This window comes from Veillonella sp. S13054-11, assembly GCF_002959795.1.
Taxonomy (GTDB): domain Bacteria; phylum Bacillota; class Negativicutes; order Veillonellales; family Veillonellaceae; genus Veillonella; species Veillonella parvula_E.
The window spans coordinates 82549-99030 of record NZ_PPCY01000002.1; the positions used below are offsets into that span (position 1 = coordinate 82549).

General features: G+C 38.9%; 17 protein-coding genes, 1 tRNA gene and 1 other RNA gene. All 19 read right to left on the minus strand.

Going from position 1 to position 16482, the window contains the following annotated elements:
- Positions 1–206 precede the first annotated feature (206 nt).
- Positions 207–503: a DUF1292 domain-containing protein gene (locus VPHSUH08_RS02420; protein ID WP_008601328.1), complete on the minus strand. Its 297-nt coding sequence runs from the start codon at positions 501–503 to the stop codon at positions 207–209.
- A 25-nt stretch (positions 504–528) separates the two neighbouring features.
- Positions 529–948: a Holliday junction resolvase RuvX gene (gene ruvX, locus VPHSUH08_RS02425; protein ID WP_004696363.1), complete on the minus strand. Its 420-nt coding sequence runs from the start codon at positions 946–948 to the stop codon at positions 529–531.
- Positions 948–1208, minus strand: a complete 261-nt coding sequence (locus VPHSUH08_RS02430) for an IreB family regulatory phosphoprotein (protein WP_004696366.1) — start codon at positions 1206–1208, stop codon at positions 948–950. Before VPHSUH08_RS02430 ends, ruvX begins: the two co-directional genes overlap by 1 nt.
- Before the next feature lie 154 nt (positions 1209–1362).
- Entirely contained in the window at positions 1363–3978 is a 2616-nt protein-coding gene (gene alaS / locus VPHSUH08_RS02435) for an alanine--tRNA ligase (RefSeq protein WP_105086641.1), read from the minus strand.
- A gap of 276 nt (positions 3979–4254) precedes the next feature.
- A complete protein-coding gene (locus VPHSUH08_RS02440) occupies positions 4255–5067 on the minus strand; it encodes a C40 family peptidase (protein ID WP_008714242.1) in 813 nt (270 codons plus the stop codon).
- Positions 5068–5151: 84 nt separating this feature from the next.
- Positions 5152–6162: a glycosyltransferase family 2 protein gene (locus VPHSUH08_RS02445; protein ID WP_004696372.1), complete on the minus strand. Its 1011-nt coding sequence runs from the start codon at positions 6160–6162 to the stop codon at positions 5152–5154.
- 377 nt (positions 6163–6539) lie between these two features.
- Positions 6540–6917 (minus strand): hydrogenase expression/formation C-terminal domain-containing protein, encoded by a 378-nt coding sequence (locus VPHSUH08_RS02450; RefSeq protein ID WP_008714244.1) that lies wholly within the window; start codon positions 6915–6917, stop codon positions 6540–6542.
- A 50-nt stretch (positions 6918–6967) separates the two neighbouring features.
- Positions 6968–7564 carry a HyaD/HybD family hydrogenase maturation endopeptidase gene (locus VPHSUH08_RS02455; RefSeq protein ID WP_038125459.1) on the minus strand — a complete coding sequence of 199 codons (597 nt, stop codon included), beginning with the start codon at positions 7562–7564 and terminating at the stop codon, positions 6968–6970.
- A complete protein-coding gene (gene cybH / locus VPHSUH08_RS02460; protein WP_105086642.1) occupies positions 7557–8366 on the minus strand; it encodes a Ni/Fe-hydrogenase, b-type cytochrome subunit in 810 nt (269 codons plus the stop codon). Before cybH ends, VPHSUH08_RS02455 begins: the two co-directional genes overlap by 8 nt.
- 14 nt (positions 8367–8380) lie before the next feature.
- Complete coding sequence (locus tag VPHSUH08_RS02465; protein ID WP_105086643.1) at positions 8381–10282, minus strand: nickel-dependent hydrogenase large subunit; 1902 nt, start codon at positions 10280–10282, stop codon at positions 8381–8383.
- Positions 10282–11421 (minus strand): hydrogenase small subunit, encoded by a 1140-nt coding sequence (locus tag VPHSUH08_RS02470; protein WP_105086644.1) that lies wholly within the window; start codon positions 11419–11421, stop codon positions 10282–10284. The genes VPHSUH08_RS02465 and VPHSUH08_RS02470 overlap by 1 nt, the downstream gene beginning before the upstream one ends.
- Before the next feature lie 274 nt (positions 11422–11695).
- Positions 11696–12025: a co-chaperone YbbN gene (locus tag VPHSUH08_RS02475; protein ID WP_004698670.1), complete on the minus strand. Its 330-nt coding sequence runs from the start codon at positions 12023–12025 to the stop codon at positions 11696–11698.
- A 57-nt stretch (positions 12026–12082) separates the two neighbouring features.
- An RNA gene (gene rnpB / locus VPHSUH08_RS02480) (RNase P RNA component class A) lies at positions 12083–12433 on the minus strand.
- A gap of 49 nt (positions 12434–12482) precedes the next feature.
- Positions 12483–13586, minus strand: coding sequence for a Nif3-like dinuclear metal center hexameric protein (locus tag VPHSUH08_RS02485; RefSeq protein ID WP_105086645.1), 1104 nt, complete (start codon positions 13584–13586; stop codon positions 12483–12485).
- A 15-nt stretch (positions 13587–13601) separates the two neighbouring features.
- Positions 13602–14333 (minus strand): class I SAM-dependent methyltransferase, encoded by a 732-nt coding sequence (locus VPHSUH08_RS02490; protein WP_105086646.1) that lies wholly within the window; start codon positions 14331–14333, stop codon positions 13602–13604.
- A gap of 192 nt (positions 14334–14525) precedes the next feature.
- Positions 14526–14600, minus strand: a tRNA-Ile gene (locus VPHSUH08_RS02495).
- A gap of 71 nt (positions 14601–14671) precedes the next feature.
- Complete coding sequence (gene folE, locus VPHSUH08_RS02500; protein WP_105086647.1) at positions 14672–15229, minus strand: GTP cyclohydrolase I FolE; 558 nt, start codon at positions 15227–15229, stop codon at positions 14672–14674.
- 81 nt (positions 15230–15310) lie between these two features.
- The gene (locus tag VPHSUH08_RS02505) at positions 15311–16066 is read right to left on the minus strand and encodes a radical SAM protein (protein WP_004696392.1); all 756 of its coding nucleotides are present in this window, start codon (positions 16064–16066) and stop codon (positions 15311–15313) included.
- A complete protein-coding gene (gene queD / locus VPHSUH08_RS02510; RefSeq protein ID WP_004696395.1) occupies positions 16053–16391 on the minus strand; it encodes a 6-carboxytetrahydropterin synthase QueD in 339 nt (112 codons plus the stop codon). Before queD ends, VPHSUH08_RS02505 begins: the two co-directional genes overlap by 14 nt.
- Between the last annotated feature and the right edge of the window lie 91 nt (positions 16392–16482).

The window sequence follows — 16482 nt, forward strand, 5'->3', positions numbered from 1 at the left end:
ATTCATTATACCATAAACTCTATATTTCCCCTATATAAAAGGGCAATGATTACACTTATTACATTTTATGCAATATATTAATTTTGTGAATTTGTTATGCCTTTAGCATAAATGAAGTCTCGTCTTTGTACAACAATGATAATGTATAACAAAATAAAAATAGCGCATTGTCCACTGACAATACGCTAAATTTATGCTAAAAACGATTATTCGTCTTCATCCATGTCTTCATACAATTTTACTAGAGTTTCAAAGTTTTCATCTTCTTCATCCAAAGGTACGTATTCTTCTACGCCTTCTTCGTTTGTTTCGATGCGAGCCAAGATCATGTATGTGTCATCTTGACCTTCATGATCAGCATCTTCATCTTGTACATGCACAAGAACGGCATACTCTTGACCTTCATGACTCAAGATAACATCTTCTGTGAAGTATTGTTTATTACCATGTTCGTCTTCGAATTCCAAATAATACACTTCACCCTCAAAATTTTGGTCAACCATTGGAAACCCTCCTTAAAGAAAATACTTATTTATTAAACTGCAAGCGATCTAAATATCCTTGCAAAATTACAACCGCTGCCATTTTATCGATAACGGATTTACGCTTTTTACGGCTCACGTCAGCCGCAATGAGTTGACGTTCAGCCATAACAGTAGATAACCGCTCATCCCAATATGTAACAGGTAAATCGATGACTTCCTTCATCTTTGCAACGAATTCTTCAGTCTTTTCAGCCCGTTCACCTTTTGTACCATTCATATTTTTCGGCATACCTACCACAAGTTCATGTACTTCATATTCAGAAATGAGTTCTTGTAAGCGATTAAAGTCTTTTTCTAGAGATGTTCTACGAATGGTTTCAATACCTTGTGCTGTCATGAGCAGTGCATCGCTACAGGCAATACCAATAGTACGGCTGCCTACATCTAATGACATAATTCTCATTATAATTGTTTAGCCTTTGCGTATTCTTTCAACAATTCTTCAATCAAGTCATCACGCTCTAAACGGCGGATATCGGAACGCGCATTATTATAACTTGTTATATACGCAGGATCTCCAGAGATTAGATACCCTAAGATTTGATTAATTGGATTGTAACCTTTTTCTTGAATAGATTGGTAAACGCGAGTGAGCACCTCTTCAGCGGTCATCGGTTCATCGTCTACTTTACGGAATAACATGGTTTCATCTGAAACGTTCATCGTATCCCTCCTTTTTATTACATCGGCAGATTTCACTATACAAGTGAAATCTCACCTACTATTATACTTGAATTAAAGCTACAAAGTCAGTAACTTTTTATGTATTATAAAAAATTTCTATAACAGATACAAGTATAATTATAAAATTATATGCCTATTGTAACATAGATTTTAAGGCTTCACCACCAGCTTTTAAGGCTTCCATTAATTTAGCTGGCTCTTTGCCACCTGCTTGTGCCATATCCGGACGGCCACCGCCATTACCTCCAGCTACTTGAGCTGCTGCTTTAACAATATTACCTGCTTTTGCACCTTTAGCAACGACATCTTTAGACACTTTACATACAAAGTTTACCTTATCATCGCCCATAGCAGCGCCTACAAGAACCACACCAGAGCCATTCAATTTATCAAGGCCCATATCAGCTAAGTCGCGTAATTCATCAATAGAGGATGCTTTTACAGCTGCGGCAACAAATCCAACATCACCTATCACAACTTTACCAGCAACGATGTCAGCTGCACCCGCTGCCGAAACTTCTTTACGAATTTGTTCTAATTCTTTTGCTGTGTCTTTAGCTTCTGTCAACACTTGGTGTAAGCGTTCTTCTATTTGAGGAACTTTAGTTTTAAGCTCGCTTGCCATGCGTTCAATAGTCAAACGATCTTGTTTTGCTGCATCGAGAGCTGCACGACCTGTAATCGCTTCAATACGACGTACACCAGAACCGATACCAGCTTCAGATGTTAAACGGAAAGAACTAATGAAAGCTGTATTGCCTACATGAGAACCACCACATAATTCAACGGAGAAGCCAGGAACCTCTACAACGCGAACTACATCGCCATATTTATCACCAAAGAGTGCCATCGCACCTTTCGCTTTTGCTTCGTCCATTGACATTTCAGCGATAGCTAGGTCCGTAGCTTTTAAAATTTCTTCGTTTACAAGTGCTTCAATTTGATCAAGTTCCTCTTGTGTTACAGGGGAAAAATGAGTGAAGTCAAAACGCAAGTAATCAGGAGTTACTAGAGAACCAGCTTGGTTAACATGCTCGCCAAGAACCTTTTTCAATGCTGCATGTAACAAGTGTGTTGCTGTATGATTACGGGCCATTGCTGCGCGACGATTTGTATCCACTTCAAGTGTTACATCATCACCTTCAGAGATAGAACCTTCTACAACAGTACCGATATGATATACAGTGCCTTCTGGTAAACGTTTTGTATTATAAACCTCTACCTTACCCATTGGGCCTACGATAAAGCCTGTATCACCTAATTGACCGCCCCCTTCAGCATGGAAAGGAGTAGTGCGTACAATAACAGTAATTTCATCGCCGTCAGCTGCTGTTTGTAAGCGTTCAGAACCTTTACCAAGCATCAATACGGAAGATGCAGTTTCTGCTTCATCTTCAACAAGTTCTTCATCTTTCAAGAATGTAATGTCTGGTGTTGCTACCTTCGCATCTTCTTTTACACGAGCTTCACGAGCGCGTTCGCGTTGTTCTTTCATAGCAGCTTCAAAACCTTCATGGTCGATTGTAAAGCCGCGTTCAGAAGCTATTTCCTCTGTTAATTCCCAAGGGAATCCATATGTATCATATAGTTTAAATACTTCTGTACCAGGAACAACAATTGCTTTTTCAGCAGCTAATGTATCAATTAAAGAGTTTAACAACTCAAGACCTTGTTCCAACGTTTGGTTAAAGCGTTCTTCTTCGTTTTGAACCACGCGTTTAACGAAGTCTTGTTTCTCAGCAATAGATGTAATACCAGGGCCAAGAATGTCTACGACTACATCAATAAGTGGTGTTAAGAAGATACCTTCAATACCAAGTAAACGGCCATGACGTACAGCACGGCGTAAAATACGACGCAATACGTAGCCGCGACCTTCGTTGGATGGCAATACGCCATCGGAGATCAATGCAGTGACAGCACGAGCGTGGTCAGCGATAACTTTTAAAGAAACATCTGTATTTGGATCTTCGTTATATGTAACACCAGCGCGTTTTGCAGTGGCTTCGATGATTGGGAAAATCAAATCGGTTTCAAAGTTTGTTTTACAGCCTTGTAATACGGAAGCCAATCGTTCAAGACCGGCGCCTGTATCGATGTTTTTATGTTGTAATGGTTCATAAGATCCATCTGGCATTTTATTGAATTGAGTAAACACTAAGTTCCAAATTTCAAGATAGCGATCACAATCACAGCCTGGCGCACAATTAGGGTCATCACAACCATGTTCAGGGCCTTGATCAAAAAAGATTTCGCTATCTGGACCACATGGGCCTTCGCCAATTTCCCAGAAGTTATCTTCGAGACGCGTGATATGGCTCTCTTCTACACCACAATCATTATGCCATGTATCATATGCCTCTTGGTCATCTGGATATACAGTAACATATAATCTATTTTTATCGAGTTTAATAACCTCAGTTAAAAACTCCCACGCCCAATGAATAGCTTCTTTTTTAAAGTAGTCCCCGAAAGAGAAATTCCCCAACATTTCAAAGAATGTATGATGCCGTGCTGTACGCCCTACGTTTTCAAGGTCACCGGTACGCATACTTTTTTGGCATGTTGTAATACGACGACAAGGAGGTACCAATTTACCTGTAAAGAAAGGCTTCAATGGCGCCATACCTGCCCCGATCAATAACAAAGACGGATCGTTTTCTGGTATAAGAGAAAAACTATCTAATTTTAAATGTCCTTTACTTTCAAAAAACTGCAAGTATGCTTGACGCAGTTCATTACCCTTCATGTGTATATTCCTCCTAAAATTATTTACTCTTCATTATAACGCAAAAACGAGATAAAATCTATTAAAAACATTGAGATTATGCGGAATTTACGCACTTTCACACCAATCCAATCAGACCGTAAAAGATATAAATTTTATCCATATTTTTTACAATAAAAGTAAAGGTCAAATTTAGTCAATGCTAGTTAAATCGTAAATAATAAACATAAAAAGAGGTTATACAAATCAACAAAACAAAATTGATTCGTATAGCCTCTTTTATGGCTAGTTATTAAATTAGCGTACAACGCGTTTTGCGCCGATGTAACGTTCACCCCAATAGCCAGTATCAAGATCTGCTACTGCAACACCACGACTGGAAGTGGCGCTAATGAACTTGCCATCGCCAATATAAATGCCAGAGTGAGATGGACCTGGTTCATATGTTTCGAAGAATACCAAATCCCCTGCTTTCAAGTTCGCACGAGAAACTTCAACACCTACGTTATACTGTTCATCTGCCAAACGTGGTAAGGAAATACCTTGTTTTTCAAATACATATTTAACATAACCAGAGCAGTCAAAGCCACTTGGAGTAGTACCGCCAAATACATATGGTACACCGCGGTATTTGTCAGCTTCTGCCAAGATTGCGTGAATACTGCTAGGTGTTTCATTTTTCGTAATATTGTTTAATTTAACGTTCTTGCCATTAATGGATTGACCAGCGATACGACGGGATGTCGCGTTGCTGTTTGTAAAAGCGGATTTCGTTGCTACTGCTTTAGTCGCTGCATTTTGAGTCAATACTGCCTTCGTAGAACGAGGAGCACCCATCAATGCGTTATACGTAGCAGGACCTACGATACCATCCACTGGAAGGCCACGATCTTGTTGGAACAAACGAACTGCCCACTTCGTTTCCTTACCATATACACCATTTTTATCTGTAGCATTATAGCCGTGTTTAATTAGTTGTTGTTGAACCGCTGTAACACTTTTGCCCTTATCACCATATTGTAATGTTGTTGCGCCAACCATGGCTGTTGTGGCACACACAAAAGTTAATGTTAATGCCGTTATTTTAACCTTACTATATTTTGACTTCATATGCTTCCTTTCCAAAAAACTTTTAAAGTAAGTTATTTATTCAAAATATACTAACCGTCTATTTATTTGCATTCACAAATACAGCTAGTCTTCTTTGCTCTTGTTGGTATAAGCCTCTGGTGCCATAAAAACATCTGCACTACTTGGTCCGAGTAACGGAGCCTCTTCATGCTCTTCAAAATTTATAGCTGACTTAACCCAATACAAAGGCCGTTGCTTCACCTCTTCAAAAATACGACCTACATACTCGCCAATAATTCCCAGTCCGACGAGTTGAATTCCACCAATAAACAAGATTGATACGCCCAAGGTTGTCCACCCATTCAAAGCTTGTCCTGTAAGATATACATACAAAAGATGTAAAATGAGCAAAAAGCTCATTCCACCACAAAGTACACCTACATACAAGGCGGCCCGTAAAGGCACCCTTGAAAAAGCGGTTACACCATCCAGAGCAAATCGAATCATTTTACGCACACTAAACTTTGAGACACCTGCAAATCGAGGTGGTGCCACAAAGTGCAACTCTGCTTGTCTGTACCCTAAGGCGCCGACAATACCGCGTAAAAATCGACCATGTTCTCTGAATCGTTTCAACGTGCCCAATGCTTTACTATTCATGAGGCGGAAATCGGACCCGCCTTCAACAATAGGAACATCGGCCATTTTGTTCATCAGTTTGTAATAATACTTAGACGTGAAAGATTTAGCCCAACTAGCGTCATCAGTTGAATCGCGTATGGTACGCACCACATCATACCCTGATTCCCATAATCGAACTAGTTCAGGAATCAATGCTGGTGGATGCTGCATATCACCGTCCATTGTAATGACTGCATCGCCATGAGCATAATCAAGCCCACATGTAAGTGCCGTTTGATGCCCAAAGTTACGAGCCAGCAATAACACTTTAACATGTTTGTCATTGAATGCAATTTCACGCAGTATCATAGCTGACGAATCACTAGATCCATCATCCACGAAGATTAGTTCATAATCATATGTGAGACCTGACATAACATCAGTTACAGCTTTATAAAAGTTCGCTATATTTTCCTCTTCGTTATATACAGGCACTACAATAGAAAGTAACATAAATCCTCCAAAGTATTTTACTCACATATTTTATGTTAATTAGTAAATTAAGGCAAATGCTAAAGGTTAACAATAAGCCTAATAATGTTTATAAAGCCAGTAAATAAGCCATTTCTCTATAAAACACCAACAAAACACTTCATTTATCTTTTATATAACTATAGCAAATTAATATAATATCAATTCATTTGTAAAACTAATTAATAAAGCGATTTATAAAAAATATTTATTTTAATAATATTGAAATAAATATGATTATTTCTTACTTTATTAACTATTAATCAAAAATTTGTATGTATTTTTATCACAAATTTACCGGAAATATCTATTTTCATCTATTTTTCATAAAAAAGGAGACCCGTTAAGGGTCTTCTTTACTATAATCCAGCAGCATCAATCCAAGATTGTAAATCTTCCTCCGCCAGTTCCATATCCTCTATATAAGCACCAGCTACAACTGGATACTTAGCGACCTCTACGGTATGTAAAATTGAGTCATCACGACCATTTTTATAAGTCCCAATCCAGATTCCAGAAAATTGTGATTCATACCATTCTACAGGTTGATCAGTTTCATTAAAGTTAATCGTAATATGACCGCGTCCAAGTGTTTCTAATACTTCAACTTGTTCTTCCTCTGTTAAACCCGTTTTTTCAATATAAATCGAATATGTCTCACCAGTTTCACGCAAATTCTTTAGAGCCAAACGCAACTCATTTAAAACGGCGCGAACATTACCATAATTTTCAATCATAAATACTCCTATACAGAGACTATCTTTACATTCTATAAGCTATCTATATACTATATGAAATTTTCACTTTGTGCTTTAGGCTCAGCTACTACGCCCCATTCTCGTAGTACATTCAAAACACGCTTCTTAACCTCAGGCAAGGCGCATTGTACCGGCTCGCTAGGTTCAAAACCAATTTCCAATGATTCCGGCTCTACACCGATAACCACTGCATCTTCTAATGGATCCTCTTGAATAGCACGGATACGTAAAATATCTTGCATTCCTACTTCATGTACAGAAATATGTTCCGTAAAATATTGTTCTAATTCCTTATGAGGAAATTCATATATAGTTCCTGGAGCATCTCCGCCATTAATAGCGTCTACAAGAAGGATTTTCTTCATACCACGCATATACGTAAGTAATTCCATTCCCATAGTGCCACCGTCAATAATGGAAATCGCAGGCGTAAATGTGAAAGATTCTTTCAATTCTTTTACTACATGAACACCTAATCCCTCATCGGTAAGCAAAATATTGCCGACTCCAAGTAGGATAATTTCATTGTCTCCATCATCATAAAGGCTGTTTAAATCAATACGCGGACCCTTTGAGTCCGCGTATTGTTCCAAGCCACTAATAATATCAGTACTTGTTTTAGTCATTTTCTTGTAATTCTCTTTCTCTAGGATCATTAGGATCACTTGGACGATATGTAGTACCAGATGGTTTATCAATACGTTCCCCACGACGACGTTTACCATTGAGGTCTTCAATATCAATTGGATCATGAGCGTAATATTTCATACCGGAAACCATAGCCGATACTTCGCCCGACTCCTCCATAACATCTTCTCGGAATGCCATATACACGTGAACAATAGTAAAGAACAAGAATCCCCACGCAATGTAGTGATGGATAACATGGACCTTGTATTCACCACCAAATAATGTAACCACTGGTGCAAATAAAGTTCCTAGAATACCATTAGGGTTAACCATCGAATACATTGCGAAACCCGTTAAAATTTCAAAGAAGAACATAATGTATACCATCATATACGCAGTTCTAGCTAAGGAATTACGAAGCCAATGATGTTCATGTTTTTGAGGAATCATTAAATAGTGCAATGTTGTTTCTTTAAGACCGTACCAATACCGTTTTTGGCGGAATTTAGGTAATAATCTATCTCCTCGATTCCAAAGAGCTCCTGCAAATCGGAAAATAAAGGAGAATGTTAAGATAACCCCTGCAGTGAAATGGATACGACGCATAGTTTCCATAGAGAACCAGCCATCAATAGCAAAAGTTGGCTCTGGATTACCTGTGATAGCTGCAAATCCGGGATCACCGATATATAGACCTGTCCAAAATAATGCAGTTACGCTTAGCACCATAGTCCAGTGGAATATGCGCAGCCATAGACTAAATACGACATACGCCTTTTTGTCAGTATGTATTAACATAAGTCCACCACCCTTTATTTACACAATGCATCTGTATTGACGGAAACAATTTTTTCGCCTTTTTTATTGTATAAATGGGTTGCACATGCCAGGCATGGATCAAAGGAGTGAATTACCTTCAAAATTTCAAGTGGTTTATCCGCAATTTTTACATGTGTATCAATCATGGAATCTTCATAGGCACCATGTTCATTAGCTGCAGTTTTAGGGCATGCATTCCATGTAGATGGTACGATACATTGATAGTTTGCAGAGCGTCCATCTTTAATATGTATCCAGTGCCCCAAACCACCACGAGGCGCATCTACAAGACCAACACCTTTAGCATCTTTATCCCATGTATTTGGTTCAAACTTAGTCATATCCGCTACTGTAGTATCACCATTTTTAATATTAGATACAAGTTTGTTAAAGAAGTATTGGCTAATATTTGCCGCTACTTGTGCATCAAGGCCACGACATGCCGTACGTCCCACCATAGTAGTCATCCATACATGAGCTGGTACACCCAATACTTGTGATACTGTATCAATTTGACGAACAATCATAGATTCAGCCCAAGTTGGGTCTTTGATTATGCCTTGTTTTACCTTTGTATACACAACAATATATTTTGCTAATGGACCAACCTCTGCAGTTTTCCCTTTGAAAGTTGGAGATTTAATCCAAGAATATTTTTTATCTTCATCAAGGAATTCCCATTTTTCTTTTGTACCAGATTTAGGACCTGTAAATTTAGGATCAGTAACACCTTCAATAGGATGAAGTGTTTTTGTTCCATCTGGATATGTAAACCAGGAATGATCAACCTCTTCACTAAGATATTGAGGATCCATGAAATCCTTACCTTCTAATGGGATGAATGTTGCTTTATCTACACCTAATGCAAAGTTCTCAACAACACCATTGGAACGAACAATACATTTCTTATGATACTCACCATTAGAAATACCGGTGTACGTATCATCAGGATAATCGCCATAGGACATAACGCGTTTCTTCGCAAGGCCACCACCATCGATCATACCTTTTTCTACATATATTTTACCGATAGCTAATAGATCTGGCACGTAGAAATTATCAACTAAGTCTTTAGTCAATGCAATAGATTGCTCTACAGCAGCAAGGCGTTGCGTATTAATAGGGGCATTCATATCATTCATAGAAATAGAGCATGGCATGCCACCTACAATGTAATGAGGATGAGGGTTTTTGCCACCAAATACAACATGAGGAATTACAATATCCCGTTGACGATCAAGAATGTTCAAATAATGAGATACGGCCATCAAATGAACTTCTGGCGGTAACAAGTTATAATCAGGATGATCCCACCATTGAGCGGAGAAAATCCCCAATTGGCCTGATTCAACTATTTTCTTAACCTTTTGTTGTACAGCCGTAAAGTATGCTGTAGTAGCCTTAGGAAACTCTTTAGGATAGGCAGAGTCTTTTGATGCCGTTTCCGCAGGTGCTAAACCGCTCACATTATAAGTTGCTAATACATCATTTTGTAATTGAGCGGTTTTAGCAGGATCTGCACTAAGAGCTGCTACCGGACTAATCCAATCAAGCGCATGTAAGTGATAGAAATGCACGATATGATCATGCACATCTAGACTACTATGCATGATATTACGTATATAGTTTGCATTTTTAGGAATTGTAATTCCAATTGCATCCTCTACCGCACGTAATGCTGCCAACGCATGTGTTGTAGTACATACACCACAAATCCGTTGTACGAACGCCCAAAGGTCACGAGGATCGCGATCTTTAGCAACAAGTTCGATACCGCGCCAAGCAGTACCAGAAGACAATGCGTCCTCTACTTTACCACTCGCTTCATCAACTTTTATTTCAACCCGTAAATGACCTTCAATACGGGAAATCGGATCTACTACTACGCGTTTCATTAGTGACCTCCTCCATTATTATGTTTCTTTTCATCCCATAAGCCTTGTTCTTTTAAGCGTTTTTCTTCTTTCATATCAAGAATTTTATTACGCGTAAGAGTTGCTGCACCATGAACGATAACCGCTGCAGTGGCACCAACGGCAGCTACTGTACCGATTGTATCAGCAGTTGTGATAGTATTAGCCAATGGAATATCTGGTAATCGTTTGTAGAACACATCATTATCCCAGAAGCCCTTTTCAGAGCAACCAATACAGCCGTGACCGGATTGAATTGGATAGGACAAACCATTCCACCAACGTAGATTACCGCAAGAGTTATATGTTTGAGGTCCACGACAACCTACCTTGTACAAGCACCAACCAGATTTAGATGCATCATCGTCAAACTTTTCAACGAAGAGTCCAGAATCAAAGAAGGCACGACGATAGCATGTGTCGTGAATACGATTGCCATAAAATTGTTTTGGACGACCTTGCGCATCAAGAGGTGGGATTTGACCAAATAATGCATAGTGCATGATTACACCAGTCATAACCTCTGGAATTGGAGGGCAGCCAGGAACCTTGATAATTGGCTTACCAGATACAACGGAAGATACAGAAACTGTATTTGTTGGATTTGGTTTTGCCGCCTGTATACCGCCCCAAGAAGCACAAGAACCATATTCTATGATTGCTGCAGCTCCTTTAGCTGCTTCTAATAAGGATTCTTTAAATGTACGTCCACCTACTGTGCAATAAACACCATCTTCATCAAGTGGTACGCCACCTTCAACAGCCAAGATATATTTACCGGCTTTTTCTTTGATGATTTTTTCTAAATGTTCCTCTAATGGTGCACCAGACGCTGCCGCCAAAGTATCATCATATTCAAGAGAAATCATGTTCAAAATAACATCAGAAGTAAAGGGAGAGGATGAACGGATAAAAGATTCACTACAACCAGTACATTCATGACCATGCAACCAAATCACCGTAGGTAATTCAGTTGTTTCGGCAGCCTTAACAACGGTGTCTAACATCGTTGGAGGTAGACCTAAAATAGCAGTGAGTGCTACACAGGATTTCATAAATGTGCGTCGACTCAAACGGCGTTCTTGGAAGAGTGTCCACAAACTATTTATACGATTCTTCATGGAATATAGCCTCCTTACAACAACTTTGCGCAATATAATTATATTACTTAATAAACTACAACGTTTATGACAGAAATCATTTTTATGAGCTCACTCTATCAGTTTGACGAAGTTCAACCAGCATGATGACAATCATATTTTCACTATTTTATTATATCACTTAACATTTATGAAAACTATAAAATTTAACAAAAAAGCTGTATATAAGAAATTAACTTTTCTTATATACAGCCTCATGTTATTTATTTTCTACGAATTCCTAGTTATTAATTAATTAGATAACTTCCTTTATTAGAGACTCAAGCATATCTGCTTTTTTATAACCCACAAGGGAATCAAGCATTTTACCATCTCGGAAGAATACTAAGGATGGAATACCATCAACATCTTCTTTTAACAAAATACCGCGAAGATTTTTATCTTCTGCATTAACACTAAAGAATTCTACTTGACCTTTTAAACGCTCTGCTACGTCTTCAATTTCTGGACGCATAACGGTGCAAGGTTCGCACCAACCAGCCCAAAAATCAACAATAGCTAAACCTTTAGCGCCAAGCACTTTCTCATCAAATTCTTGTACACTAGTAATTGCTGTAATTGCCATGAAGTTCTCCTAACAAAGATCTACAATCTTATATACTATCAATTATATGTTAAATATAGAAGCAAGCAATCAATAAGCCGAGTTCTGTTCCGCTTGCGCGGTGACGATTATCTTTCTAGGCGTACAGTCGCCTGCACGCTCGAGCGACACAACCCGGAAGGTAGGCGGGACCACCCTTAACCCTTCCCTATTCGGTCTTGCTCCGGATGGGGTTTACCTAGCCAGCCTGTTACCAGACTGCTGGTGAGCTCTTACCTCACCTTTCCACCCTTACCACTTACGTGGCGGTTTCCTTTTCTATGGCACTTTCCCTAAGGTTACCCTCGCCAGACGTTATCTGGCATCCTGCCCTATGGAGCTCGGACTTTCCTCGAGTCTTATAGACTCGCAACCGTCTTTCATACTTGCTTCAATTCAGTTTATCATAGCTAACAATTTGTTGCAAGAAAATGCATCATTACACAAAGAAGAAATCATTTTGTTCTGTGAAAGCTTTCACAGGAACAGTAAGCCCTGCAGAGATTAAATAGTCACGTAAACCATGTGCCACTATAGACTCAGTTCCAAAATGCCCCGCATCAACTACGAGTAAGCCTAATTCCTTAGCCATTTGCGCCTCATGATACTTCACATCACCTGTAATATAGGCATCTACATGTAACCGGGCAGCATCCTTAATAAATTCTGCACCTGCACCAGAGCATAGAGCAATGGATTGAATCGCTTTCGGCACAATACCAGCAAAACGAATGTTAGCATCAGGCAACGCTTCTTGTACCCACTCACGGAAAGAATCTAAGTTTAATGCATTAGGCAAGCGACCTACCCGTCCTAGATATTGAGTTGAACTAGTAGGCTCGACTATATTCAAAACCTCATAAGCAACTTCTTCATATGGATGAGCAGCTTTCATAGCCGCTACGACTTTGCTTAAATGCGTACCATCAACGATAGCATTCACTTGTACCTCAGGAACCACTGTCAAAGCGCCAGCTGCCCCAATGACAGGATGAGAATCTTCATTACCAACAAAGCGTCCTTCCCCATGGATACTGAAACTACAATGCTCGTAATTGCCAATTCGGCCTGCCCCTGCATCGCCCATCGCCAAACGAACCGCATCAGCCGAGCTTTCAGGTACAAAGGTGGTCACCTTATAAAGCGCCTCTTCACCAGTTTTAATGAAGCCCTTAATATCAATAAGTCCCAATTGCTTCGCCAACATATCATTGAGACCGCCTGGAGCGATATCAAGATTTGTATGAGCACTATATACAGCAATCTTATGTTGAATCAGCTTATTAATCGTACGCCCTTGAGCAGTATCACATGATATCTGTTTCAACCCTTTAAAGATTAATGGGTGGTGGCTAACAATTAAATTACAATTTTGTTCAATAGCATATTCTACGGTTTCTTCTGTTACGTCTAACGTAGTCACTACACCTGTAACAACTACATTCCGATCGCCCACCATTAAACCTACATTATCCCAAGACTCTGCATACGAATGCGGTGCTAATTGCTCCATCAAGGTAATAACTTGTTGAACCGTTATCATACAACTCACTTCTTTCTATTTATTCTCTAAAAGATTACGAAGAAAATTAACTTCCTGCTCTAAATCCTGATATTTATCAGTATGATTTAATTTCTCTGTCATATCATCTAATGCACATTGTCGTTGATATATTAAATACTCTATATATTTCATCCAAAGTGGTGGTCTATCTTGTTCCAATAAAGCCCCTATAGACCACAACAAGGAGTCTTCCGGTAACGATTGATAAACATCTACATATTCAGTCATACCTGTATAAGCTTCCACGCAGTCATTGCGCACGGCTAAAAATGCTGTATAGAGCTTACCAGCATCTTCTACGATGATTTCTAAAACGATAACATATCCCTTTTGAACCATATATTGACGTAATTCTTTTTGTCCATTCTGTGGTTGGAGTACATAGAACTCTAATGGTTCTGGGCCTGCATCTACAATATCCCGCATTAAAAATCCACCCATACCACAACAAATGGCGCCGTTCAACTCGCCCGTTTCTATCACTTTAAGACCATCGCCTAAACGACAATCTACTTTATCGGCTAGTCCACAAGACTCAACATATGATCTTGCAGACTCTAACGGACCTTTATGTACATCACCGGCAATGACATATTCAGCGCGTTGACGGTTGATGAGCTCTACCGCTAAATAGCCATGATCAGTACCGATATCGGCAATGGCATGAGCCTTTGGTACGATTGAGAATACCGCTTCTAGGCGGTCCATCATAGGTCTAGGTTCCATAACTTCCTCTACTATCACTAATTATTTATTCGTAATTACTAATTCTTGATTATTTTCTTACTTATTTGTTCTCGTTTATATATGTCTAAATACAATACTATTCTGAAATAATATCTATTATGTTGCCTCAAAATGAGTTACATATAAAAATAACCGCCCTTGAGTTCTCAAGGACGGTAGATGTCAACATAATGGTGGGCCCACCTGGGTTCGAACCAGGGACCGACCGGTTATGAGCCGGTTGCTCTACCCCTGAGCTATAGGCCCTCAGTTAGTTTCTAGCTTATTAATTATACCGAATAGACTATCATTTAGTCAAGGCAACTCAAACGCTAAGACTATTTCATTAGCATAAAACAGTGAATCATATGATCTTCGTTAAATACGCCTTTAGTAGTTAGTGTAGTCGTTTGGCTATCTGTAGATTTAATGCCTCGTGCACTCATGCAGCTGTGAGACGATGTAATGTGCACAATAACATCATCAGACCCTGTCGCTAAGGAAATTACTTCCGCAATATCTTCACCAATTTTTTCTTGCAATTGTAAACGCTTGCAGCACATTTCAGCTATGCGGGGAATCTTAGATAAACCTATGACACGACCTTTTGGGATGTACCCAATACTGATACTCATATCATACATCAATGCCATATGATGTTCACAATGAGAGAAGCAAGTAATATCCTTTACTACTACCATTTGATTTGTATCTACAGCGAAGGTCTTACCATACATGTCTGCAATCTCAGCATTTGTATACTGAATGCCTTCATATACCTCTTCCATCATTTGAGCCACCCGTTTCGGTGTTTCTAACAAACCCTCCCGATTAGGATCCTCACCTAATGCTTCTAACAACTGATATATAAGTGATTCTATTTTTTTTGTATCCATATTTACCCCTTTATATCAAGATTTCATCAGGCCTCATATCATACCATAGAAAAGATACTGATACTACACAGCCTAACAATACTATACACCCTTTGCATCTGGATCCCAGACAAATTTATGGATTTGCAGTTGGAATCGTACATTCTGCAAATTATATGTTTTCATATAATCGATAATCGATGCCGCCTCAATCTGTCCCCATACAGGCGATACATATATTTGAGCCACTGTAGAATATTTACTAATTATGCGACGCATACAATCCAAATCTTCTGGAGAACCAACGACAAACTTAATCAAATCACGTTCTGTAGCCACCTTGAATATATCTATATTCATAGACTCTTCGGCTAAAGAGGACGGCGTTTTATAATCGTAGGTAAACCACACATTATCTCTATGAAAGCTTGGAATAATCGTACCATTTGTTTCAATATTGAAATCATAATAGCTAATATTAGGTATCTTTCGTTTATCAAATTTATCTACATCTTTATCTACATCATTAATACGAGTTAAATCACTTTGACTTGATGGACTGTCTTGTATCTTTAAAGCCTTCCGACGATTTAATTCATCAATTAACTCTACAACAGCAGCTTCTTGTAATAGAGGCTCCCCACCAGTAATAGTAATGCGATGATTGCCTAAGCTTTCAATAACATCAGCCACCTCAGCTACAGTCATCTCTGTGAAAACACTATCAATGCCGTAGCTATAAGTCGTGTCGCAATAGGAACAGCGAATATTGCAATCATGAAGGCGTAAAAATGTAGTCAGCAAGCCTTGCCGACTACCTTCCCCATCAATAGAGGCAAAAATCTCAATCACGTTCATAAATAGCTGTGTTCCCTTCAGATTCTTGAACCTCTACTTTAAAGCATTTTGGGCCCAATTCATCAGCGATCCATTTTGCCATATTCTCCGCAGTAGGATTTATATCGCCTAGTACATCGTTGATATGGCGATGGTCCAATCGACCATGAATTTTTTCTTTAATAATCGTAAAGTCGATGACCATCCCATTATGATCTAACTCTTCAGAACGTGCATGAACTGTAATAATCCAATTATGCCCATGAAGATTTTGACATTTACTCGGATAATCTAGTTTTAATTGATGAGATGCACTCACCTCTAACCGTTTAGTAACTGTAAACATTATATCTCCTATCTATTACATAAGCTTTCAACTTATATCTATTACATAAAACTTATCGCTATTACATGAAACGCTTGTCTATTACGTAAGT

Bases quoted from the DNA above. Each gene is read 5' to 3' on its own strand.
- cybH (WP_105086642.1), bottom strand. From the start codon at position 8,366: ATGTTAATACATACTGACAAAAAGGCGTATGTCGTATTTAGTCTATGG.
- VPHSUH08_RS02490 (WP_105086646.1), bottom strand. From the start codon at position 14,333: ATGGAACCTAGACCTATGATGGACCGCCTAGAAGCGGTATTCTCAATC.
- VPHSUH08_RS02505 (WP_004696392.1), bottom strand. From the start codon at position 16,066: ATGAACGTGATTGAGATTTTTGCCTCTATTGATGGGGAAGGTAGTCGG.
- VPHSUH08_RS02455 (WP_038125459.1), bottom strand. From the start codon at position 7,564: ATGACTAAAACAAGTACTGATATTATTAGTGGCTTGGAACAATACGCG.
- VPHSUH08_RS02445 (WP_004696372.1), bottom strand. From the start codon at position 6,162: ATGTTACTTTCTATTGTAGTGCCTGTATATAACGAAGAGGAAAATATA.
- VPHSUH08_RS02450 (WP_008714244.1), bottom strand. From the start codon at position 6,917: ATGATTGAAAATTATGGTAATGTTCGCGCCGTTTTAAATGAGTTGCGT.
- VPHSUH08_RS02440 (WP_008714242.1), bottom strand. From the start codon at position 5,067: ATGAAGTCAAAATATAGTAAGGTTAAAATAACGGCATTAACATTAACT.
- folE (WP_105086647.1), bottom strand. From the start codon at position 15,229: ATGGATACAAAAAAAATAGAATCACTTATATATCAGTTGTTAGAAGCA.
- VPHSUH08_RS02430 (WP_004696366.1), bottom strand. From the start codon at position 1,208: ATGAACGTTTCAGATGAAACCATGTTATTCCGTAAAGTAGACGATGAA.
- VPHSUH08_RS02485 (WP_105086645.1), bottom strand. From the start codon at position 13,586: ATGATAACGGTTCAACAAGTTATTACCTTGATGGAGCAATTAGCACCG.
- VPHSUH08_RS02475 (WP_004698670.1), bottom strand. From the start codon at position 12,025: ATGGCAATTACAGCAATTACTAGTGTACAAGAATTTGATGAGAAAGTG.
- alaS (WP_105086641.1), bottom strand. From the start codon at position 3,978: ATGAAGGGTAATGAACTGCGTCAAGCATACTTGCAGTTTTTTGAAAGT.
- VPHSUH08_RS02465 (WP_105086643.1), bottom strand. From the start codon at position 10,282: ATGAAACGCGTAGTAGTAGATCCGATTTCCCGTATTGAAGGTCATTTA.
- queD (WP_004696395.1), bottom strand. From the start codon at position 16,391: ATGTTTACAGTTACTAAACGGTTAGAGGTGAGTGCATCTCATCAATTA.
- ruvX (WP_004696363.1), bottom strand. From the start codon at position 948: ATGAGAATTATGTCATTAGATGTAGGCAGCCGTACTATTGGTATTGCC.
- VPHSUH08_RS02470 (WP_105086644.1), bottom strand. From the start codon at position 11,421: ATGAAGAATCGTATAAATAGTTTGTGGACACTCTTCCAAGAACGCCGT.
- VPHSUH08_RS02420 (WP_008601328.1), bottom strand. From the start codon at position 503: ATGGTTGACCAAAATTTTGAGGGTGAAGTGTATTATTTGGAATTCGAA.